22 protein-coding genes, 4 tRNA genes and 1 other RNA gene are annotated in these 21924 nt (G+C 68.8%); 24 read left to right on the top strand and 3 right to left on the bottom strand.

Annotated features, from left to right (window positions below):
• Window positions 1-383 precede the first annotated feature (383 nt).
• From mtnA to QME70_12240, 24 genes are all read left to right on the top strand, one after another.
• Window positions 384-1649, top strand: a complete 1266-nt coding sequence (gene mtnA / locus QME70_12355) for an S-methyl-5-thioribose-1-phosphate isomerase (GenBank protein MDI6895359.1) — start codon at window positions 384-386, stop codon at window positions 1647-1649.
• Window position 1650: 1 nt separating this feature from the next.
• Window positions 1651-2943: a serine--tRNA ligase gene (serS, locus tag QME70_12350; protein MDI6895358.1), complete on the top strand. Its 1293-nt coding sequence runs from the start codon at window positions 1651-1653 to the stop codon at window positions 2941-2943.
• Window positions 2944-3104: 161 nt separating this feature from the next.
• Window positions 3105-3181, top strand: a tRNA-Arg gene (locus QME70_12345).
• A 30-nt stretch (window positions 3182-3211) separates the two neighbouring features.
• Window positions 3212-3288 (top strand) — tRNA-Arg (locus QME70_12340).
• 28 nt (window positions 3289-3316) lie between these two features.
• Window positions 3317-3805, top strand: a complete 489-nt coding sequence (gene tadA / locus QME70_12335; GenBank protein ID MDI6895357.1) for a tRNA adenosine(34) deaminase TadA — start codon at window positions 3317-3319, stop codon at window positions 3803-3805.
• Window positions 3759-3851, top strand: a tRNA-Ser gene (locus QME70_12330). Before tadA ends, QME70_12330 begins: the two co-directional genes overlap by 47 nt.
• An 18-nt stretch (window positions 3852-3869) precedes the next feature.
• Window positions 3870-3963 (top strand) — tRNA-Ser (locus QME70_12325).
• Window positions 3964-3971: 8 nt separating this feature from the next.
• Window positions 3972-4237: signal recognition particle sRNA large type (gene ffs, locus QME70_12320), an RNA gene on the top strand.
• 180 nt (window positions 4238-4417) lie between these two features.
• On the top strand, window positions 4418-6334 hold the full coding sequence (gene dnaX, locus QME70_12315) for a DNA polymerase III subunit gamma/tau (protein MDI6895356.1): 1917 nt from the start codon (window positions 4418-4420) through the stop codon (window positions 6332-6334).
• A gap of 17 nt (window positions 6335-6351) precedes the next feature.
• The gene (locus tag QME70_12310; protein ID MDI6895355.1) at window positions 6352-6654 is read left to right on the top strand and encodes a YbaB/EbfC family nucleoid-associated protein; all 303 of its coding nucleotides are present in this window, start codon (window positions 6352-6354) and stop codon (window positions 6652-6654) included.
• A gap of 14 nt (window positions 6655-6668) precedes the next feature.
• Window positions 6669-7262, top strand: a complete 594-nt coding sequence (gene recR / locus QME70_12305; GenBank protein ID MDI6895354.1) for a recombination mediator RecR — start codon at window positions 6669-6671, stop codon at window positions 7260-7262.
• Between the two features lie 175 nt (window positions 7263-7437).
• Window positions 7438-7734 (top strand): DUF2508 family protein, encoded by a 297-nt coding sequence (locus tag QME70_12300; GenBank protein ID MDI6895353.1) that lies wholly within the window; start codon window positions 7438-7440, stop codon window positions 7732-7734.
• 50 nt (window positions 7735-7784) lie between these two features.
• Complete coding sequence (locus QME70_12295) at window positions 7785-8048, top strand: pro-sigmaK processing inhibitor BofA family protein (GenBank protein MDI6895352.1); 264 nt, start codon at window positions 7785-7787, stop codon at window positions 8046-8048.
• Between the two features lie 168 nt (window positions 8049-8216).
• A complete protein-coding gene (locus QME70_12290; GenBank protein MDI6895351.1) occupies window positions 8217-8798 on the top strand; it encodes a 2-oxoacid:acceptor oxidoreductase family protein in 582 nt (193 codons plus the stop codon).
• A complete protein-coding gene (locus tag QME70_12285) occupies window positions 8795-9118 on the top strand; it encodes a 4Fe-4S binding protein (protein MDI6895350.1) in 324 nt (107 codons plus the stop codon). The genes QME70_12290 and QME70_12285 overlap by 4 nt, the downstream gene beginning before the upstream one ends.
• Before the next feature lies 1 nt (window position 9119).
• Complete coding sequence (porA, locus tag QME70_12280) at window positions 9120-10319, top strand: pyruvate ferredoxin oxidoreductase (protein MDI6895349.1); 1200 nt, start codon at window positions 9120-9122, stop codon at window positions 10317-10319.
• 7 nt (window positions 10320-10326) lie between these two features.
• Window positions 10327-11250, top strand: coding sequence for a thiamine pyrophosphate-dependent enzyme (locus tag QME70_12275; protein ID MDI6895348.1), 924 nt, complete (start codon window positions 10327-10329; stop codon window positions 11248-11250).
• Window positions 11251-11393: 143 nt separating this feature from the next.
• Window positions 11394-12884: a glutamate--tRNA ligase gene (gltX, locus tag QME70_12270; protein MDI6895347.1), complete on the top strand. Its 1491-nt coding sequence runs from the start codon at window positions 11394-11396 to the stop codon at window positions 12882-12884.
• Between the two features lie 501 nt (window positions 12885-13385).
• Window positions 13386-14651, top strand: coding sequence for an aminotransferase class V-fold PLP-dependent enzyme (locus QME70_12265; protein MDI6895346.1), 1266 nt, complete (start codon window positions 13386-13388; stop codon window positions 14649-14651).
• A 34-nt stretch (window positions 14652-14685) separates the two neighbouring features.
• A complete protein-coding gene (gene selD / locus QME70_12260) occupies window positions 14686-15696 on the top strand; it encodes a selenide, water dikinase SelD (protein MDI6895345.1) in 1011 nt (336 codons plus the stop codon).
• A 148-nt stretch (window positions 15697-15844) separates the two neighbouring features.
• Window positions 15845-16513, top strand: coding sequence for a sulfurtransferase-like selenium metabolism protein YedF (gene yedF, locus QME70_12255; GenBank protein ID MDI6895344.1), 669 nt, complete (start codon window positions 15845-15847; stop codon window positions 16511-16513).
• A 205-nt stretch (window positions 16514-16718) separates the two neighbouring features.
• Window positions 16719-18584: an aldehyde ferredoxin oxidoreductase family protein gene (locus tag QME70_12250; protein MDI6895343.1), complete on the top strand. Its 1866-nt coding sequence runs from the start codon at window positions 16719-16721 to the stop codon at window positions 18582-18584.
• A 43-nt stretch (window positions 18585-18627) separates the two neighbouring features.
• Complete coding sequence (locus QME70_12245; GenBank protein MDI6895342.1) at window positions 18628-18927, top strand: SDR family NAD(P)-dependent oxidoreductase; 300 nt, start codon at window positions 18628-18630, stop codon at window positions 18925-18927.
• 111 nt (window positions 18928-19038) lie between these two features.
• Complete coding sequence (locus QME70_12240; GenBank protein ID MDI6895341.1) at window positions 19039-19617, top strand: nucleoside deaminase; 579 nt, start codon at window positions 19039-19041, stop codon at window positions 19615-19617.
• On the opposite strand, the gene QME70_12235 is transcribed toward QME70_12240, so the two are convergent.
• The 3 genes from QME70_12235 to QME70_12225 form a co-directional block, all read right to left on the bottom strand.
• The gene (locus QME70_12235) at window positions 19596-20363 is read right to left on the bottom strand and encodes a GNAT family N-acetyltransferase (GenBank protein MDI6895340.1); all 768 of its coding nucleotides are present in this window, start codon (window positions 20361-20363) and stop codon (window positions 19596-19598) included. The two genes, QME70_12240 and QME70_12235, sit on opposite strands and share 22 nt — an antisense overlap.
• Window positions 20364-20392: 29 nt before the next feature.
• Window positions 20393-20602, bottom strand: a complete 210-nt coding sequence (locus tag QME70_12230) for a hypothetical protein (GenBank protein MDI6895339.1) — start codon at window positions 20600-20602, stop codon at window positions 20393-20395.
• Between the two features lie 72 nt (window positions 20603-20674).
• Window positions 20675-21631, bottom strand: a complete 957-nt coding sequence (locus tag QME70_12225; GenBank protein ID MDI6895338.1) for a magnesium transporter CorA family protein — start codon at window positions 21629-21631, stop codon at window positions 20675-20677.
• Between the last annotated feature and the right edge of the window lie 293 nt (window positions 21632-21924).

Genomic DNA, 21924 nt, shown 5'->3' with positions numbered 1-21924 from the left:
GCAGAGAGCCGGTGGATGCTGCGAACCGGCGGGGTAGGCGGCGAATCCGCCCCGGAGCCGGCGGCGATGAGTCGCCCGGGGACAGCCCGTTACAGCTAAGAGGTGGACCTGCCGGCACCGCGCTGGTTGGCGGGGTCCGGGATCGTGCCTTTGCGCGCCCGCAGCTCGAGCGGGCGCCGGCGCTGAGGCATGATGGTCTCCGTGGCGGCTGCGCGCGGGGCAGGGCAGGTCAACCAGGGTGGCAACGCGGGAGTCCGTGCCTCTCGTCCCTGTGACGAGAGGCACTTCCGTTTCCGGGGGCGGGTAAGCGCCCTGACGACCCGGTGCGGGCGCGAGACGGCCCGTGGGATATGGGCGTGCGGTTGAACGCGGGGGTGGTCGCGATGTGCGCAGGAGGCGACGCCGAGGGGATGGGGATGGTGGAGAGCGTGCGCCTAAGCGAGGAAGGCGTGGTGATCCTGGACCAGCGCCTCCTCCCGGGCGAGGAGAAATACCTGTGCCTGACGTCGGCGGAGGAGATGGTGGAGGCCATCCGTAGCCTGGCGGTGAGGGGGGCACCCGCCATCGGGGTGGCGGCGGCCTTTGCCCTGGCCCAGGAGGCCCGGCGACTTTCGGGACTGGAGCCGGGCGAGCTCCTGGCCCGGCTCGGCGAGGCGGCTTCCGCGTTGCGCTCGGCCCGCCCCACGGCGGTGAACCTGGCCTGGGCGGTTGACCGGGTGATGGGGCGAATCGGGTTGGCGGCGGGTTCGGGGGAGGCGTTCAGGGACGGGACGGATGCGGGTGCTGCTGCCGGCGCCGGGTCACGTGCCGGCAGGCGGTTTCGCATCGACTCTTCGCTTGGCCCGCGGGAGATGGCCGACCTGGTCAGAGAGGAAGCCCTGGCCATCTACCGGGAGAACCTGGAGATGGACATGCGCATTTGCCGCCACGCCCTGGAACTCATCCCGGAGGGTGCCCGCATACTGACCCACTGCAACGCGGGGCCGCTGGCCACGGCGGGGTACGGAACGGCCCTGGGCGCCGTCATCTACGCCCACCGCCAGGGGCGGGGGGTGAGTGTGTGGGTCGATGAGACCCGGCCGCTCCTACAGGGGGCGCGGCTGACGGCCTGGGAACTGGAGCAGGCGGGCGTAGCCTACCGGGTGATCAGCGACAACATGGCCGGCTACCTGATGTCCCGGGGCGAGGTCGACCTGGTGCTGGTGGGTGCCGACCGCATCGCCGCCAACGGGGACGTGGCCAACAAGATCGGCACGTACAGCCTGGCCGTACTGGCCCGTCACCACCGGGTTCCCTTCTACGTGGCGGCTCCTCGATCTACCCTGGACCTGACTCTCCCATCGGGCGAACACATACTCATCGAGGAGCGGGACGAGGAGGAGGTGCTGGCGGTGCTGGGGCGGCGAGTGACGCCCGCGGGTGCCCGCGCCCACAACCCTGCTTTTGACGTCACGCCCGCCCCTCTGGTGAGCGCCATCGTCACCGACGGCGGTGTCCTGCGTCCACCCCTCGACCGGGCCCTGGCCCACCTGGCGGGCTCCGGGCCGGCCGCGTCCGGGCGGGGTAAAGCGCGCGGCACGGGACGCAGGGGACAGGGACGGGGTGAACGGAGCGGCGCGCGCGGAGAAAGGCAAGAAGGAGGAGCCTGACATGCTTGACCTCAAGTTCATCCGGGCCAATCCCGATTTGGTGCGACAGGGCATAGGCAAGAAGGGCATGGAGGCGGACCTGGACGGTATCCTGGCCGCGGACGACGAGCGCAGGCGCATCCTGGGCGAGGCGGAAGCCCTGCGGGCCCAGCGCAACCGGGTGTCCGAGGAGATTGGACGGCGCAAGAAGCGGGGGGAGGACGCGGCCTCGCTGGTGGAAGAGATGCGGGTAGTGGCCGACCGCATCTCAGATCTGGACGCCGAGCTGGGGCAGATAGACGCCAGGTTGAACGAGTTGCTGCTGCTCGTGCCCAATCTCCCCCACGAGAGCGTGCCCGTGGGGCCGGACGCTTCCGCCAACGTGGAGGTGCGCCGCCGGGGCGCTCCGCCGCGTTTCTCGTTTGACCCCCGCGCTCACTGGGACATCGGCTCCAGCCTGGGGGCGCTGGACTTCGAGCGGGCGGCCCGGCTGGCGGGGTCGCGGTTCGTGCTCAACCGGGGGGTGGGGGCCCGGTTGGAGCGCGCCCTCATCAACTTCATGCTGGACCTGCACACCACCCGCCACGGCTACCTGGAGTGGTTCCCACCTTTCCTGGTGACGCGGGACTGCATGGTGGGTACGGGCCAGTTGCCCAAGTTCGTGGAGGACATGTACCACGTGGAGGGCGAGGACCTCTGGCTCATCCCCACCGCGGAGGTGCCCCTCACCAATATTCACCGCGACGAAATCCTGGACGCCGATCAGCTTCCCCTGTACTACACTGCCTACACCGCCTGCTTCCGCGCCGAGGCGGGGGCGGCGGGTCGCGACACCCGCGGCATGATCCGCGTCCACCAGTTCAACAAAGTGGAACTGGTCAAGCTCACCCTGCCCGAGCAGTCGTACGACGAGCTGGAAAAGCTGGCGGCCGACGCCGAAGAGGTGCTGCGACTCCTGGGGTTGCCCTACCGGGTGGTCCTGCTGTGCACGGGCGACATGAGTTTCGCCTCGGCCAAGACTTACGACCTGGAGGTGTGGCTGCCCAGCTACAATGACTACAAAGAGATATCGTCGTGTTCCAACTTCGAGGACTTCCAGGCGCGACGGGCGAACATCAGGTTCCGCCGCGGCCCTCGCGGCAGGGTGGAGTATGCGCACACGCTCAACGGCTCGGGCGTGGCCGTAGGGCGCACGGTGGCTGCCATCCTGGAGAACTACCAGCAGGAAGACGGCAGTGTGGTCGTCCCGGAGGTGCTGCGGCCCTACATGGACGGACTGGCCGTGATGGAACCCGCCGCACCGGTTGCTCCCTGACGTGGCCGCCGGCATCGGGCCTCGTGTGCGCGTCACGGGCGCCATGTGCGGCCGGTCGGGCGGAGTGAGTGGCAGGAGTCGCGGGCCCGGAGCGCGCGGGCGGCGCGCGGTCGGGTTGCGGAGAAAGGCAGGCATGTGCTATCATACAGGTTGCGAAAAGCGCGCCCGTAGCTCAGCTGGACAGAGTAACGGACTACGAATCCGGGGGTCGCAGGTTCGAATCCTGCCGGGCGCGCCACTCGTCCAAACCAGAAATCCTTTTTGAGGTGCGCCCGTAGCTCAGGTGGATAGAGCAGCGGTTTCCTAAACCGCGTGTCGGACGTTCGAGTCGTCTCGGGCGCACCATTCCTACCTTGACAACCTGCGAGGAGCCATGGACGACAACTTCTGGATGGGAGAAGCCCTGGCGGAAGCGCGCGCTGCCATGGCCGTGGGTGAAGTCCCCGTGGGCGCGGTGGTGGTGAAGGACGGTCGCATCGTGGGCCGCGGGCGCAACCTGCGCGAGACGGCCTGCGATCCCACCGCCCATGCCGAGATGCGGGCCATCAGGGAAGCGGCGGGCGTGCTGGGCGGATGGCGCCTCACCGGGTGCACGCTGTACGTCACCATGGAACCCTGTCCCATGTGTGCCGGCGCCATGGTCCAGGCGCGCATCGACCGCCTCGTGTACGGGGTGGCAGATCCCAAGGCAGGAGCAGCGGGCACTCTGGTCGACCTGCTGCGGGATGAGCGCTTCAACCACCAGGTGGAGGTAAGCACAGGGGTGCGCGAGGAGGAATGCCGGGAGCTTCTACGCGAGTTTTTCGGCCGGTTGCGGAGAGATGCCGGAGCGGTTGAACGGGCCCGTCTCGAAAACGGGTAGGCGCCCAAAAGGTGCCTCGTGGGTTCGAATCCCACTCTCTCCGCCAGGCACCTTGACATGGAGCGGAGAGATGTCCGAGTGGCTTAAGGAGCACGCCTGGAGAGCGTGTAGGCGGGCCCAAACCTGCCTCGTGGGTTCGAATCCCACTCTCTCCGCCAGATCTTGGCCGTGCTAGACGGGGAGGTAGCGGTGCCCTGTAACCCGCAATCCGCTATAGCGGGGTTGAACTCCCGTCTGAGGGCGTCTTCCTGTGGGGTCCGGCCGGTGCAAGTGGCGACGAGGGCCGGGTCCCGCGCAACGGGAACCCGTGAACCCCGTCAGGCCCGGGAGGGAGCAGCGGTAAGCGGGCACTTCCGTGTGCCGCGGGGCTACCTGGCCGGAGCCGGCTGCACCGATACCGCCCGGAGGGAGCGGTCGGGGACGGGTGCACGGCCCGAAAAGGGGGAGCCGGAGATGCCGGCTCCTTTTTTGCTGGGCCCGCCCTCTGAGAGCGGCGGGTGGGAGCGCCGCGCCCGCTCCCGGACAGGGGGCGAGCGTGCACACCAGGGGACGGGGTGCGCAGGTTCTGGCGGACCCGGTGCCGAAAAAGTTGACCAGGGGGCAACGGTCACGGTGGAGTACGTATCGCTGTACCGCAGGTGGAGGCCGCGGAAGTTCGCCGAAGTGGTGGGCCAGCGTCACGTAGTGCTTACCCTGCAGCGGGCCATCGCCCAGGGCCGGGTGGGGCATGCCTACCTGTTTGCCGGCCCGCGGGGGACGGGCAAGACCACGGTGGCGCGCATCCTGGCCAAGGCACTGAACTGCCGGCGGGGGCCGGCCCCGGAGCCGTGCCTGGAATGCGACATGTGTCAGAGTATCGCGGCGGGATCGTGCCTGGACGTGATCGAGATGGATGCTGCCTCCAACCGGGGCGTGGACGAGGTCCGCCACCTGCGCGAAAACGTGGGACTTGCCCCGGCCCAGGGGCGCACACGTGTTTACATAATCGATGAAGTTCACATGCTAACCACGGAGGCCTTCAACGCCCTCCTCAAGACCCTGGAAGAACCGCCCCGGCATGTCCTGTTCGTGCTGGCCACCACCGAGCCCCATCGTCTTCCTCTGACAATTACCTCGCGCTGCCAGCGGTTTGAGTTCAGACGGCTCGACGCCACGGAGATGACGGAACGGCTGTGGGAGGTGGCGCGACAGGAAGGGATTCCCGTGTCGGAGGAGGCCCTGGGGGCGGTGGCCCGGTACGCCGAGGGGTCCCTGCGAGACGCCATCAGCCTGCTCGATCAGTTGATGGCGTACTCTGGCGAGGGGATCACCCAGGAGACGGTGTGGGCGGTGCTGGGTCGTGCCCCCCTGGATCTGATGAGGGAGATGGGCCGGGCCCTGGCGGGCGGGGACGCGGCGTTGTTGCTCGGTGCGGTGGAACAGGCTGCCCTGCGCGGGCTGGACATGCGTCAGGTGCTACGGGATCTCGCCGCCTATCTGCGCGACCTTTCGGTGCTCGTGTCCTGCGGTGATGGTACTACCCTCCTCTACCTTCCGCCGGGCGAGGCCGCCGGGGCGCGAGAGGAGGCGGCGGTGCTCCCGCCCGCCCGGTGGTGGGAGCTGGCCACCGCCCTGGCGCGGGCGGAGGCGGAGGTGCGCTGGACTTCCCAGCCCCGCCTTGCCCTGGAGCTGGCGCTGCTCCGGCTGGTAGCAGATCGGGGGCAGGGCCAGGCGCCGCAAGTGCAGGCCGCAGCATCCGGCCAGCCACGGCTGCTTTCAGCGGCCCGAGCTCAGGCATCCGCCCAGCCACAGATGGTTCAAGCCGCGCAGGTAGAGGCTGCGCGGCCGCAGGCGGTTGCGCCGGCCCCTCCTGCTCAACCGCAGCCGGGGGTCCCCACGCACGCCGTCCCTGCTGAAGCGCAGGTCGGCGGCGTCCGGCAGCCAGGTCCGGCCGGAGCTACCTCCGTTGCCGGGGCGAGCGGAGGCGTGTCACTGCAGGAGGTGTGGCAGCAGGTGCTCTCCGTCCTCGACCGCACGCGGGGGCGCAAGTTCGCCGCTGCCTGCCTGCGGGAGGGGAAGCCTCTGGGCCTTGAGGGGAAACGCTTCCTGGTGGGGTTCTCGCCTCATCTTGCGACCCTGCGCGAGCAACTCGAGCACACCTATCGCGGCGCGGTGGAGCAGGTGCTGGCCCAGGTGGTGGGGCACGAATGCCGGCTGGTCTGCACGCAGCTGGTGGATGACGCAACAGTGGCGGGGGTACCTGCGGACTCCGGGGCTGGAGTTCCCGCAGGGGCGGATGCCCTGCCCGTCACCGACGCGGCCCCGTCGGTCCCGACCGGGCGGGAGGGTGCGGCCCCTGCCGCTGCGCCCGGTGCGGGGAACGGAGCTGCGGCCGGGCTGGACAGGGGGGGAGAAAGTCGGCGGGAGCGGGCTGGGGTCCGGGGAGCCGCATCCGTCGATGCCCCTGATCAGCTCGATGAGGTGGTGCAGCGCGCCTGGTGCGAATGGGGAGGATACATCCTGGATCTGGAAAGGGAGGGTGCCCCGTGAGCTTTGGAGCCGGTAACATGGCCAAGATGATGAAGCAGGTGCAGAAGATGCAGTCGGAGCTCGTCCGCGTGCAGGAGGAGGTGGCGGAAAAGACTGTGGAGGCTACCGCCGGGGGCGGAGCGGTACGGGCGGTGGTCAACGGCAGGCTGGAGGTGAAGGCGCTCCAGATCAGTCCCGAGGCCATTGACCCCGAGGACCCCGAGCTTCTGGCCGACCTGGTGCTGGCCGCGGTCAACGAGGGAATCAGGCGCGCTCAGGAGATGGTGCAGAAAGAGATGGCCAGGGTGACGGGAGGCCTTTCCATCCCGGGGGTATTCTGAGGGGATATTCCGATATGAGCTTCGTTCCCCCTATCACGCGACTGGTAGAAGAACTCAACCGCCTGCCCGGGATCGGCCCCAAGACGGCCCAGCGCCTGGCCTTTTACCTCCTGCGGCGGCCCCGCGAGGAAGTCCACCAGCTGGCCGACGCCCTGCGGGAAGCCCGTGATCGGGTGGTGCTCTGCTCGGCGTGCTGCAACCTGACGGATGTGGACCCCTGTCCCATCTGCTCGGCCCCGGACCGGGACCGGGGTGCCATCTGCGTGGTGGAAGATCCCCGCGATGTGGCCGCCATGGAACGCACCCGTCAGTACCGGGGGCTGTATCACGTCCTGCAGGGGGCCATATCCCCCCTGGACGGGGTCGGTCCTGATGACCTGCACATTGCGGAGCTGTTGAACCGCCTTGACGGCACCGTGAGAGAGATCATCCTGGCCACCAACCCCGACGTGGAGGGGGAGGCGACCGCCCTCTATCTGGTCAAGCTCCTCAAACCCCTGGGGGTGAAGGTGTCCCGCCTCGCCCACGGGTTGCCAGTCGGCACCGACCTGGAGTACGCGGACGAACTGACCCTCGCCCGTGCCCTGGAGGGGCGGCGGGAAGTCTGACCGCTACGGGGTGGCCCGCGCGGGGCAGGCAGCACGGGGCGGTATGCAGGGGGCGGTCGGCGTCCCACTGCCCCCGGATGCATGGAAGATTCTTCCCGGGCGGATAATATCCTCCGGAGGACCGCGCGCATATAGAGTAAGGGGCGGCGCGGTCTTCGGGAGGAAGATGGCCGACGTGGGACAGCCGTGGGATAGACTGCGGAACTGGTGGCTGACCAGGGCCCGGGACGCCGATGGCGAGGAGGGGAGCGCTCACGGAGGCGTGGCTGCAGGCGCCCCGGGGGGCGGCCCTGACTCCCAGGTAGACGAACTGGTCTGGCAGGCCCAACGCGAGCTGGATGCAGCCAGGGCGTATTTCGAGAGCGTTTCCGATCCGGACCTCGTGGACCACGCCTGCTACCTGCTGGAGGCGGCGCAGAAGCGCTACTCGTACCTGTTGAGACTGGCCAGGCAGGGCAGGATAGCGGGCTAGTTCTGCCCGTGGTTGGCGGGGCATACCGTTAGGCAGGAGGTCGTTGGGACATGGACCCCCAGCTGCTTGCTGCCTACGGGTTCGGTTTGCTCCTGCTTTACGTGGTGGTGAGGCTGTTTTACCGGCCCCTGCGCTGGGTGGGGGTGGCGGCGGGGAGAGCGGTGCTGGGAGGCCTGGCCCTGTGGGCGGTGAACCTCGCCGGCGCTCTCTTCGGACTGCATCTCTCCCTCAACCCGGTTACCGCCCTGGCGGTCGGATACCTGGGCATCCCGGGTCTGCTCATGGTGGCCGCCCTGCAGCTGTGCATCCCGTGAGCGCCCAGCGCAGTCTTGCCGTCCAGCCCAGTTTTCCTTGACGGGACCGAGGACAAGGGGTACCATTAGGATCGGTGAGTCCTGGGAGACCGGGGCCGCAAAGGCGCCCGGTCTCAACGTTATGCGGGAAATTGGAGATAATTCCGTCAAGGAGAAGGGGTGAGGCCTGTGCCCACCACGGAAATCAGGTGGCACGCGCGGGGCGGACAGGGCGCCAAGACGGCGGCAGTACTTCTGGCAGAGGCAGCGGCAGCGGCCGGCAAGTTCGTGCAGGGCTTCCCCGAGTATGGGCCGGAGCGGATGGGAGCCCCCATGCTGGCGTTCAACCGCATCGGGGACGAGCCCATCTACGTCTACTCCGGTGTAAAGAGCCCGCGGGTGGTGATCGTGCTCGATCCAACCCTGGTGGGCAAGAGCGATGTGACGGCAGGCCTCCCCGACGACGGCATCATTCTCATCAACACCGCCCGCGGACCGGGTGAAATGCGGGCGCGGCTGAAGCTCCCCTCCGACAAGGGGAAGGTGTTCACCGTGGACGCCAGTCGCATTTCGCTGGACACGCTGGGGAGGGACATCCCCAACACCCCCATGATGGGGGCCTTGATGCGTGCATCGGGACTCATCGCTTATGAGCAGTTCCTCACGGTCACCGAAGAGCAGCTGCACCACAAATTCCGCAACCGACCGGAGCTGGTGGACGCCAACGTCAAAGCCCTCCGTCGGGGCTACGAGGAGGTCAGGGGGGAATGAGCAGGCAGCCCGGGCCGGACCGGCTCCCCGGGTGGAGAGACATGCCCGCGGGGGCGGTGATCACGGAGGCGGGCAACGCCGCCCGCTACCAGACGGGGGACTGGCGTTCTGTACGTCCGGAGTGGTCCCAGGAAAAGTGCATCCAGTGCCTGATCTGCTGGGTGTTCTGCCCGGACGGGGCCATCATCGTGAAGGACGGCAGAATCGCCGAGTTCGACTTCGAGCACTGCAAGGGGTGCGGCATCTGCGCCCAGGAGTGCCCGCCCAAGGTGAAGGCCATCAAGATGGTCCCCGAAGAGGAAATGACCGAGGTGAAGTGAGATGGCCGTGCAAACAGTGACCCAGCAGAAGGTAGCCCTGACCGGTAACGAGGCGGTAGCCATGGCCATGAAGCAGATCAACCCCGACGTGGTGGCCGCCTATCCCATCACCCCGCAAACCGATATCGTGCAGTACTTTTCCACCTTCGTGGCCGATGGCAAAGTGAAGACGGAGTTCGTCACCGTGGAGAGCGAGCACTCGGCCATGTCCGCCTGCGTGGGATCCTGCGCGGCGGGGGCCCGCACCATGACCGCCACCTCCTCGCAGGGGCTGGCCCTGATGTGGGAAGTGCTTTACATCGCCGCCGGCTTCCGGCTCCCCATCGTCATGCCGGTGGTGAACCGGGCCCTGTCCGCTCCCATCAACATCCACTGCGATCACTCCGACTCCATGGGCGCCCGCGACTCGGGGTGGATCCAACTGTACGGCGAAAACGCCCAGGAGGCGTATGACAATACAATCCAGGCCGTGCGTATCGCCGAGCACCCCGGCGTGCGCCTGCCCGTAATGGTCTGCCAGGACGGCTTCGTGATCAGCCACTCCCTCATGAACCTGGAGGTCCTGCCCGATGAGGCCGTGGCCGCCTTCCTGGGGGAGTTCTGTCCCCGCTACCCGCTGCTCGATGCGGAGCACCCCGTCACCTACGGGGCCCTCGCCCTCCAGGATTCCTACTTCGAGGCCCGGCGGCAGCTGGCCGACGCCATGGGTCATGCCCCCGCCGTCATCCTCGAGGTGGGGAAGGAGTATGGCCGCCTGAGCGGGCGTGAGTACGGGTTCTTCGAGGCCCACCGCCTGGAGGATGCCGAGGTGGCCGTGGTGGCCATCGGATCGGCGGCGGGGAGCGCCAGGGCAGTGGCCGACTCCCTGCGCGCCGGCGGCATCAAGGCCGGTGTCCTGAAGGTGCGGGTGTTCCGTCCCTGGCCCTGGCAGGAGATCGGTGACGCCCTGGGGTCGGCTCAGGTGGTAGGAGTAATGGATCGCGCCGACAGCCTTTCCAACCTGGGAGGACCGCTCTTCGGCGAAGTGCGCTCCGCCCTGTACGATCGGGCGCGGCGGCCCCTGACCGTGGACTACATCTACGGGCTGGGCGGCCGGGACGTATCTCTGGAGGACATCGAAGGGGTATTCCGCGACCTCCTGCGCATCAAGGACGAGGGCCCTGCCGCCCAAGCGGTGACGTACCTCGGCGTGAGGGAGTGAAGACGTCATGCCCAGCCTGAAAGAACTGTCGCGCCAACCGGAACTCCTCACGGGAGGGCACCGCCTGTGCGCCGGGTGCGGCGCGCCCGTCGTGGTGCGCCAGGCCCTCAAGGCTCTGGACGTCTCCCTGGTGGCCGCCAACGCCACCGGTTGCCTGGAGGTGGCCACCGCCCTCTACCCGTACACGGCCTGGCGGTGTTCGTGGATCCACAGCGCCTTCGAGAACGCTGCCGCCACCATCTCGGGGGTGGAAGCGGCCTACCGCTCCCTCAAGCGGCAGGGGAAGATCCCGGGCGAGTTCCGCTTCGTGGCCTTCGGTGGGGACGGTGGCACCTTCGACATCGGACTCCAGTCCCTGTCCGGCGCCGCCGAGAGGGGCCACCGGTTCGTGTACATCTGCTACGACAACGAGGCGTACATGAACACTGGCATCCAGCGCTCCAGTGCCACCCCGCTGGGGGCGGAGACCACCACCACCCCCGCCGGTGAGGTGATCCCGGGCAAGCGCGGGCACCGCAAGGACCTCACTGCCATCATGTCAGCGCACGACATCTCTTACGTGGCCCAGGTGTCGCCCAGTCACTGGAACGACCTGGTCACCAAGATGAAGAAGGCCTTCGATGCCGAAGGTCCCGCCTTCATCAACGCCATCGCCCCCTGCCCGCGCGGCTGGCGCCACGACGGTTCTCTCACCATCGAGGTGACCCGGGTGGCGGTGGAGACCTGCTACTGGCCCCTGTATGAGGTGGATCACGGCAGGTGGCGCCTGACCTACAAGCCCCGCCAGAGGAAGCCGGTGGAGGAGTGGCTCAAGATGCAGGGGCGCTTCCGCCACCTCTTCCGGCCGGAGAACCGGCACATCATCGACGAGATCCAGGCCCACGTGGACCGCAAATGGGAGGAACTGCTCCGCCGCTGCGGCGAAATCTGAGCGGGCGGGGACCAACCGAGGGGGGCGACGGCCCCGGGTCCAAGCCCCGCCCCCCTGGGCCTGCCCGCCTCGCGACGCCGCGGTCCACGGCGGCGCCGGGGGGCCTGGTGCGGCCGCGAAGCCCGAGCAGGTCGTGAGTGGGGGTGTCAGGACTGGTCAGGGTGCGTTTTGCTCCCAGTCCCACGGGAGAGCTGCACATAGGGGGCGCGCGTACCGCCCTCTTCAACTGGCTCTTCGCGCGGCACTACGGGGGAAAGTTCGTCCTGCGCATGGAGGATACCGACGTCAAGAGGTCGCGGGATGAGCTGGTCCGGCCCATGCTGGAGGCATTCCGCTGGCTTGGGCTCGACTGGGACGAGGGCCCCGAGGTGGGGGGGCCGTTCGGTCCCTACTTTCAGTCCCAGCGGCTGGACCTTTACGCCGCCCATGCCGAGCGCCTGCTCCAGAGCGGCCACGCCTACCGGTGCTACTGCACCCCCGAAGAGCTGGAGCAACGGCGGAAGGAAGCACTGGCGCAGGCGCTTCCTCCCCGCTATGACCGCCGCTGCCGCGACCTCACCCCCGCCCGGGAGGAGGCCCTCGCACGGGAGGGCCGCCGGCCCGTGCTGCGGCTCAAGATGCCCCTGGAGGGCGTCACCGTGGTGAGGGACCTGGTCCGGGGAGACGTGGCCTTCGAGCACGTCGTGCTCGACGATTGGGTGCTGGTGAAGTCGGACGGCATGCCCACCTACAACTTCGCCTGTGTGGTCGATGACGCCACCATGGAGATCACGCACGTCATCCGCGCCGAAGAGCACCTCTCCAACACGCCCAAGCAGGTGCTCCTCTACCGGGCCCTGGACTACGACCTGCCCGAGTTCGCCCACGTACCCATGATCCTGGCCCCCGACCGGAGCAAGCTGAGCAAACGTCACGGTGCCACGGCGGTGCACGAGTACCGCGATCGCGGGTACCTTGCCGAGGCGCTGGTGAATTACCTGGCCACCCTGGGCTGGTCTCCCGAGGGCGGGCAGGAGATCATCTCCCGGGACGAGATGATCCGCGAGTTCTCCCTGGAGCGGGTGTCCAGGAGTGCCGCGATCTACGACAACGAGAAGCTCACCTGGATGAACGCCCAGTACCTGCGCCTGGCCTCTCCCTCCCTGCTGGTGGACTGGGCCCTGCCCTTCTGGCGCCAGGCCGCCCTCCTGCCGGCCCGCCCCTCCGCCGCCGGCGTGCCACCGGACCCCGCCACGCGGCGCTGGCTGGAAGGCATCATGGGGGTCATGCGCGAGCGGGTGCGTACCCTGGCCGAGGTCCCCGAGGCCACCCGCTACTTCTTCACGGACGACTTCACTTACGACGAGAAGGGCGTGGCCAAGCACTTCGCCCGGCCGGGTGTGGCGGACCTGCTGCAAACGGCGGTGGAGCGCCTGCGGGCCCTGCCCGGCTGGGATGCGGCCACCGTGGAGCACTGCTACCGTTCCCTCGCGGAGGGGCGCGGCATCGGTGCCGGCCAGATCATCCACCCCACCCGCCTGGCCCTCACCGGCCGTACCGTGGGGCCCGGCCTCTTCGACATCATGGCCCTCCTCGGCCGGGAGGAAACCCTGCGCCGCCTGGAACGCGCCATCTCCTGGGTCAGAAGCCACTGAAAAGATGAATCCGTTTTCCCTTCGGTAGCGTAGGATATGCGGGTAGAGCCGGAGCCGGCGGCCCATGGGTTTCGACCACCGGCCGGCGGGCGTGATATAATGAGGTGCCATGGAGCGAGCACTCGCGGACAAGGGCGGGACGCGCCTGTGCGCAGTCTATCCCAGCACCCACCAGGCGCTCAGGCTGGATGGGATCTTGAGCGAGAAGGGTATCCCTCACAGCCTGATTCCCACGCCGAGGTGGATTTCGGATGCCTGCGGCATGGCCGTGGCCTTTGCGCCGCGCTACCGTGAGAGGGTAGCGGAACTGTCGACCTGCGCCGGTCTCGAGTGCACAGGCATGTTCACCGTTGAGGCGCCGGCCGGCCGGGGCACGAGGCGCCCGGCGTCCGGGCTACCACTTCCCACGCGTGCGTCCCCCGAAGGGCCGGTCCCCCGGCAGCTGCCCGGGGACCGGCGGCTCGTCCGACCGCCGGGGCGCGGGCCCGGGGGTGGGTCGGGATGAGGGCACCCGGGGCGGGCCGGGTGCCCGCGGGACAGCGACTGGTGTACGCCGATCACGCTGCCACTTCGTGGCCCAAACCTCGGGCGGTGGCCCGTGCCATGGTGGAGTACCTGGAACAGGCGGGGGCCAACCCGGGGCGGTCGGCTCACCGCCGGGCGGTGGCGTCCGCCCGGGCCGTGTTCGCCGCCCGGCAGGTGGTGGCTCGCCTCCTGGGCGCCCGCGATGAGAGCCGCATAGTCTTCGGCCCCAACGCCACCTGGGGCATCAACCTGGCCCTGCACGGGCTACTTGAACCCGGCGACCGCGTGGTGACCTCCGGCATGGAGCACAACGCGGTCGCTCGTCCTCTCCACGAGCTGAGTGGGCGTGGAGTGCAAGTGACCCGCGTGCGCTGCACGCCCGAGGGCCACCTCGACCTGGACGACCTGCGCCGGGCTCTGCGGCAGGCTGCCCACGGGCGGGCCCCGGCCGGTAGCGGGCGGGGCGGCACGCGGCACCCCACCTGCCTGGTGGTCCTGACCCACGGCTCCAACGTGACCGGCACTATTCTGCCGGTGGCCGAGGCCGCCCGCCTGGCCCACGAGCACGGCGCCCTCATCCTGGTGGATGCGGCCCAGACTGCGGGCTGCCTGCCCCTGGATGTCACCGCCATGGACCTCGACGTGGTGGCGTTCACCGGGCACAAGGGATTGCTCGGTCCCCAGGGGACGGGGGGCCTCTACATAAGAGAAGGGCTCACGCCCCGGCCCCTCGTGCGCGGGGGCACGGGCAGCTTCTCCCACCTGGAGGAGCAGCCTCCGGTCCTGCCCGACCTGTATGAGAGCGGCACCCTCAACGGGGTGGGGCTGGCCGGGCTGGGGGCGGCTGCGCACTACGTGGCGGGGGTTGGCATCGATCGTATCCGCCAGCATGAGGCGGAGCTCACCCGGCAGCTGCTCCGTGGTCTGGAGGCCATCCCGGGGGTGGAGGTATACGGCCCCCGGGACCCGGAGGCGCAGGTGGCGGTCGTCTCCTTCAACGTGCTCGCCCCCGGTCGCGGCGGGGTGCTTGATCCGGCCCTGGTGGCCGAAACTCTTGACACCGAATTCGGGGTGATGGTGAGGGCGGGGCTGCAGTGTGGCCCCTGGGCCCACCGCACGGTGGGCACCTACCCCCAGGGGACCGTGCGCATCAGCCTGGGCTACTCCAACACCCCCGAAGAGGTGGCCTACATCGTGAGCGCGGTGGGCGCCATTGCCGGCGGACTGACCCGCGCTCGCTAGGGAGGGGGTGCTCGAGGTGCACCGGCTCACGCAGATGACCAAGGCGGCAGGCTGAGCGGCCAAGGTGGGTCCGGAGACCCTGTCGCACGTGCTGCGACAACTGCCCATTCCGCAAGACGCCCGCCTCCTGGTGGGGCCCCATACGGGTGACGATGCCGCCGTGTACCTGCTGGACGAGGAGACGGCCCTCATCGTCACGGTGGATTTCTTCACCCCCGTGGTGGATGACCCCTACACCTTCGGGCAAATCGCTGCCGCCAACGCCCTCTCCGACGTGTACGCCATGGGGGGGAGGCCCCTCTTATGTCTCAACCTGGTGGGATTCCCCACCTGCCTCCCCGTCGAGGTGCTGGGCGAGATCTTGAGGGGCGGGTCCGACAAGGTGGCCGAAGCGGGTGCCATCCTGGCCGGGGGCCACACCCTGGAGGATGACGAGCCCAAATACGGCCTGGCGGCGGTGGGACTCGTGCATCCGGAGGGACTGTGGCGCAACTCCACCGCCCGCCCGGGCGACGTCCTCATCCTCACCAAACCCCTGGGCACGGGGGTCATCAACACCGCGGCCAAGGTGGACATGGCTCCGCCGGATGCGATGGCGGCTGCCGTCGACCTCATGCGTACCCTGAACGCGGCCGCCTGCCATGCCCTGCGGGACGTCAGGGTGAATGCCTGCACCGACGTGACCGGGTTCGGCCTGCTGGGCCACGCCGCCGAGATGGCAGAGGCGAGCGGCGTCACCCTGGTGTTGCGGGCGGAGGCTATTCCCGTCCTGGAGGGGGCCCGGGAGTTGGGGGCCATGGGGATGTTCCCGGGGGGTGCTTACCGCAACCGGGACTGGGTGAAGGGGCGCCTCGCGGCCGGGGGCGTCGACGACACCGACCTCCTCATCCTGTGCGACCCCCAGACCTCCGGCGGACTGCTGGCGGCCGTGCCCGGGGACCAGGTGGAACTCGCCCTGGCGCGCCTCGGTGAGCGCGGTGTCCCGGGCAGGGTCATTGGGGAGGCCGTCCCCCGGCGCGACGCCTTGCTGGCAATCCTTGCCTGACGGGTCGGGAGTGTGATGCCCGTGATTGTTGTGGAAGAAGCCCACGGGGCCGTGCTAGCCCGGCGTCGCCCGCCCATTCTCGTTTTGAAGGGGGAGCCAGCGTAAGCTGCTCGAGGAGCAACCGAACGGGAGGGATGGTCGTTTGCGAGTGGTAGATAATCGGGGGCTACCCTGCCCCCAGCCGGTGATCAACACGCGCAAAGCCGTGAAGGAGTCCGGGGGTCCGGTGGTGTCCATAGTGGACAACGAGGCGGCCCGGGAGAACGTCACCCGTTTCGCCCGCAGCCAGGGATACGAGGTGGAGGTAGTGCAGGAGGGGGGCAGCTGGCGCCTCACCATCACGCCTCCCGCCGTGAAGCAGTCCGAAAGCCACGTCATCTCCGATGCGGCTGCTCTCGCAGGGCAGCCCGGCACCGGGCAGCCCTCCGTGGCCCGGCCCGCCGACGAGACGGCCGTCGGTGGCGGCGGGACAGGCGTCGGTGGTGTGCAGGTCATTCTGATGGGAACGGACCGCCTGGGGCGGGGCTCCGATGAACTGGGCTCCGTCCTGATGCGCAGCTTTCTGTACACCCTGGCCCAGCTGCCCTCTCCGCCGGACGCCCTGATCTTCGTCAACGCCGGAGTCCACCTGACCACCGAAGGAAGCCCCGTGTTGGATGAGTTGCGCCAGTTGCAGGACAGGGGAACCCAGATCCTGTCGTGCGGCACCTGCCTCGACTACTTCGGGTTGCGCGAGAAGCTGGTGGTGGGCCGGGTCACCAACATGTATGAGATCGTCGAGACGCTGGCCTCCCCGGGGGGGGTACTCACCCTGTAGCGAAGCCGCCCCGCACGGGGAGGTGCCCCGACGTGGGGAACGGCGGTTAGTGCGCTTGTGCAGTCACGCTCCCAGCGAGCGAAGCGCGTTCTCGCCAATTATGGCGCGGGCATCGTGACCACGGCCAGTGCCGCGGGCCGGGCAGGGACGGGAGCGGGTGCGTGGCGAATCACCCGGTGACGAATAACCGGGAGGTGTGAAACCGGTGCCGGCAGGCTATGCGGGCAGGGTACTGCGGGTGGATCTCAGCGGAGCAAAAGTGGCAGAAGAGGAGCCGGGCGAGAAGTTCTACCGGATGCTCCTGGGCGGAAAGGGATTTGCAGGTCACTACCTGCTGGAGGAGGTGCCTGCCGGGGCCGATCCCCTGGGGCCGGAGAACGTGCTGGTGCTGGCGGGGAGCGTGGTGAGCGGGCTGCCCATCCCGGGTTACTCGCGCTTCACGGTGGCGGCCAAGTCGCCCCTTACGGGGGGATACGGGGAGGCGGAGGCGGGGGGATTCCTGGCCCCGGAGTTGAAGTTCGCCGGGTTCGAGGCGGTGGTGGTGACGGGTGCCTCTGATCGGCCCGTGTACCTTTTCGTGCATGACGGGCAGGCCGAGATCCGCGACGCCTCGCACCTGTGGGGTCTGGGCACCTTCGCCACCGAGCGGGCCATCCGCGAGGAGTTGGGGGATGCGCGGGTGCGGGTCGCGTCCGTGGGCCCGGCGGGGGAGAACCTGGTGCGCTACGCCTGTGTCATGCACGAGGGGCGGAACGCGGCCGGGCGGTGCGGCCTGGGGGCGGTGATGGGTTCCAAGCGCCTGAAGGCGGTCGCCGTGCGCGGGACGGGCCGGCCGGATCTGGCCGACCGCGAGGGGGTCCTGGGCATCGCCCGCTGGTTCCGCGACCACTACCGGGACAACCCCCTCAGCCGGGCCCTGCACGACCTGGGCACCGCCGGGCTGCTGGGTGGTCTCAACGCCACGGGGATGCTGCCCACCCGCAACTTTTCGGTGGGCAGCTTCGAGGGGTGGGAGGCGCTCTCGGGGGAGGCTTACGAAAAGCGGTTCGTGGTCGGCAGGTGGGGCTGCTATGCCTGCCCGGTGCGATGCAAGCGCACGGTGCGTCTGGACGGCCAGGAGGCGGGAGGGCCCGAGTACGAGACCATCGCCGCCTTCGGGTCCAACCTGGGCAGCGACGACCTCGGCTCCATCCTGGAAGTGAACCGCCTGTGCAACGACCTGGGCCTGGACACCATCTCCACGGGGGTCACCCTGGCCCTGGCCGCCGAGTGCTTTGAGCGGGGGCTGATCACCGCTCGGGACACGGGCGGGATGGACTTGCGCTTCGGGCGAGTTCCCGCCCGCGCGCTGGTGCCCCTCATTGCCCGCCGGGAAGGCTTCGGGACGGACCTGGCCGAGGGGGCCAGGCGTCTGGCGGAGAAGATCGGGGGGCCGGCCCTGCCCCTGGCCGTGGAGGTGAAGGGTCTGGAGGCGGCCATGCACGACCCCCGGGGGAAGGTGAGCGTGGGGCTGGGGTACACCCTGGCCGCCCACGGGGCCGACCACATGGTGGCGGCCCACGACACCATGTTCCTCAAGCGGGGCGCCTACGCCCTCGACCGGATCGCGCCCTTCGGCCTGCTCGATCCCGTGGATGCCCGCGACCTGAGTCCCGCCAAAGTGCGGCACTTTGCCACCCTGGAAGTCTGGTGGGACACCCTGAAGTCCCTGGGGATCTGCTTCTTCTGTGTGGCGCCCCGCAGCCTGCTCCCGGTGGGCATGGTAGTGGACTCGGTGCGCTACGCCACCGGGTGGGAAACCAGCCTGTACGAGCTGATGCAGGCGGGCGAGAGGGCCAACGTCCAGGCCCGCCTGTTCAACTGCTGCGAGGGCCTGGATCCCGGCGCTGACCGCCTGCCCGCCCGCTTCACCGAGGACGCCGCCGGTGGTCATCCTGGCATCGATGAGAGGGCCTTGAGCGGGGCGTGCCGCACATATTACGCGCTGCGGGGCTGGGATGTTGACACCGGCCGTCCCCGTCCTGCCGCCCTGCAGCGCCTGGGCCTCCCCGTCCCCGGCTGGCTCGCCTGATCCCCCGCGGGAATACTAGGGACGGATCTGGCCGGCCCGGCAGATACGGGAATCGGGAGGGCGTGCTGTCTACGTACCCTGCGACGTTTCCCGGCCGGAGCAGTGCCGGAACGCAGTGGCACAGGCCGTCGCCACCTTTGGTCGGCTGGACATCCTGGTGAACAACGCCGGTACCGCCACGGTTGACCCCGCGGAAGCCGTTACCGAGGAGGAGTGGGACCGGGTGCTCGGGGTCAACCTGAGGGGCCTGTTCTTCATGAGCCAGGCGGCGGCCAGGGTCATGATCGAGCGCAGGACGGGAGGCCGCATTATCAACATCGGTAGCATCAGACTCCTTGAGTGAACGGGCCGGCCGCACCTGCCTCAGGGTTGCGCGCCAGCGGCGCCCGGGCCGTCCCCGATTGGAGAACCGGTAACGAGCAGGGAAGGAAGGTGTCAGAGGCGAACGCCCCTCTTGGGGGGCGAAGAGCTGCTGGATCACCACAGGTTCCTGGCCGCGGCGTTACGCGAGGCCCACAAGGCATGGGCCGAGGGCGAGATCCCGGTGGGCTCCGTCATCGTGAACAGTTCGGGGAGGATCGTCGCCCGCGGCCGTAACCAGATGGTGCGCAGGCGCGATCCCACCGCCCACGCCGAAGTGGTGGCCCTGCGCCGCGCCATATCCCGCCTGGCCCCGGAAGCGCGCTCGGACTGGACGCTCTACAGCACGCTAGAACCCTGCCCCATGTGCCTGGGCATGGTGGTCATGCTGCACCTGCGAGGGCTGGTCTGGGCGGCACCGGACCGCCGCGCGGGCGCCGCCGACCTTCTCCACGCCAATCCGTACATGCGCAGGCACCGCGACGGTATGCAGGTGGTCGCCTGCCCGGACCCGGGGCTGGAGCGGGAGTGCGCGGAGCTCCACACCCGGTACTGGCTGGCACAGGGCAGGCCCGACGTCCTGGAGCCCGTGCGCGAGGCCGCGGCCGCGAAGCGGCCGCCCGGGAACGCTGAGGCCGGGGACCCGCCCCGTCAGAGAAGCCCTTTGGCCTGAAGGTGCTGCTGCAATTGCTGGCGGAAGGCGTCGGAGCTGGGTGCCCCCTCGAGGGGTTGGCCGTCGATGTAGATATTCTCTTCTCCGAAGGCGAGGGCGTCGGCGCGTTTGGTAATAACGCGCTCGGCCGTCACCACCCGGGGTGACATTTCCCGGGCGATTTCGAGCATGCGCCGGTAGGTGAGCATCAGCCAGGGGCAGCGTGCCGAAAGAACCGCTTCCACATGCACGGATGCATCGTTGCCCTGGTGGGCCTTCTTCACGGGCACCAGGGATACGCGCGCGGCAGGGCGGTTGGCCCTGAGCAGGAGGATGTGGTCGCCGCGCGTCTCTGCGTTCGTGAAACCGTGCTTCTCGAAGAACGAGACCGGTATCCAGTCCGGGAAGGTGAGGGAGGCCACGCCAGCCGATCCCCCGGCCGCATCCAGGGCGTGACCCACCAGCGCCTTCCCGATGCCCTTTCCCTCTCCTGGGGGCAGCACCCACAGGCAGCGGATGACCCACAGGTCCTCTCCCTCCAGGGGCAGCGGGGCGGCCTCGACGGGCATCACCTCAATGCGCCCCACCGCCTTTCCCGCCAGGAAGGCCGCGAAGACCCTGGCCCCCATTGCCGCCGCCCGCGCGTGGGCGGCCGCACTCTCCCGCAGCACCGCCTCCAGGGCCGGCCCATCCTTGACGCCGTGCGGCAGGCACATCCGGTTGACCTCGTCGATCGCAGTTGCCGGTACCTCCCTGACCTCAAACATGCCCACAGCCTCCCCTCCAGAGAGATGGCTCAGACCTCGCCTACCCGGTCACCAGGGAGAGCAGGGCCAGCCACACCCACGGCGATGTCGACCAGCGTCCCCCGGGGACCCGAGGCGTCATGATGCGGTATCACGTCCAGGACAATGTGGGAGAGCAGCCCCGCTGATACTGCGGCGGCCGGCGACCCCGTGCTGGCTCCCACCGCCGCTCCCACCAGGCCGTGTGTCGTAAAGTACATCGAACACCACCGCCCGGGCTTATTCCCCGCCTCCGGGACGGGTTCCTCCCCGCGAGGGACGCCACCGGTGTCTCAGAGCATCCCCCGGCGCCACAGCAGGAACGCGGCCGCACCACCGGCCAGCGCGGATGCGCCTGCGATCACCCCGAAACCGAAGGGGCTCTGCTGCAGGGGCAGGGGCACGTTCATCCCGTAAAAGGTACCGATCACGGTGGGGATGGCGAGGATGATGGTTACCGCGGTGAGGAACTTCATGACGATGTTGAGGTTGTTGGATATGATCGAAGCGAAGGCGTCCATGGTGCCGCTCAGGATGCTCGAGTGCACTTCCGCGGCGGACAGCGCCTGCTGGTTCTCGGTAATGGCGTCCTCCAGGAGATCCTCGTCGTCCGGGTAGAGCCGCAGGGGCAATCCCCCGTTCTCCCCCTCGCGGGCGGGGCGCAGCCGGGAGCGGAGCAGCTTCTCCATCACAATCTGGTTGGCGCGCAGGGCGGTGGTAAGGAAGACCAGGCTCTTCTGTATCTCCATGAGGTGGAACATCTCCTCGTTACGCATGGAGCGGCGGAGGGCGGTTTCCAGGTCCGTGGCCTTGCGGTCCAGGCGGTCGAGGTAGTCCAGGTACAGCCTGGCCGTGTGGTACATGAGTTGCAGCAGGAGCCTGGTCTTCTTGGTCGGGTGCACCTTCCCCTGTGCTACCAGGCCGTCTATCACCGGTGTCTTTTCCAGGCACACCGTTACCAGAAAGCCCTGGCTTACCGCGATGCCCAGAGGGATAGTCGTGTGCTGGAGGGGGGATCGGGCCACCGGGATACGGATAATTACCAGTGCCTCCTCCCCTTCCGCCTCCTGGCGGGGCCGTTCGTCCTCGTCCAGGGCTGCCCGCAGGAAGTCGGTGGGGAGCCCGGTGGCCGCCGCCACGGCGGCGATCTCTTCATGGGTGGGGGCAACCAGGTGTATCCAGGTTCCGGGCTGGGTGAAGTCTTCTACGGGATGCGCCACTTGCTGGATCTGACGATATGCGCGTAGCACTGGGCCCACCTCCTCCGACCGGCCGGATCGCGAGGCCGCAACAGAAAACGCCCTCCTGCGGGAGGGCGCCGTCACGACCTCACCGGCCGGGCGGATCAGCGCCCGGCCCCACCTCCCGCGAGCCCGGCCTCGATGCGGTTCGCTAATGCTGGTCGGTCTGCATCCATTAGGGTTCACCGTCCCCGCGCCATGCTATCACCGCATCCTGCCTCGCGTCAACCATCGCTGGTACGCCCATCGCTGGTACGCTGGTACGGGTACCTTTCATTCCGAAGCAGCGGGCACTGTTGAGA

The organism is Bacillota bacterium (assembly GCA_030019365.1).
In the GTDB taxonomy this organism is placed as follows: domain Bacteria; phylum Bacillota; class Sulfobacillia; order JACIYH01; family JACIYH01; genus JACIYH01.
Note: the sequence above shows the minus strand (reverse complement) of the source record. Positions and strands in the feature narration are given on the sequence as shown.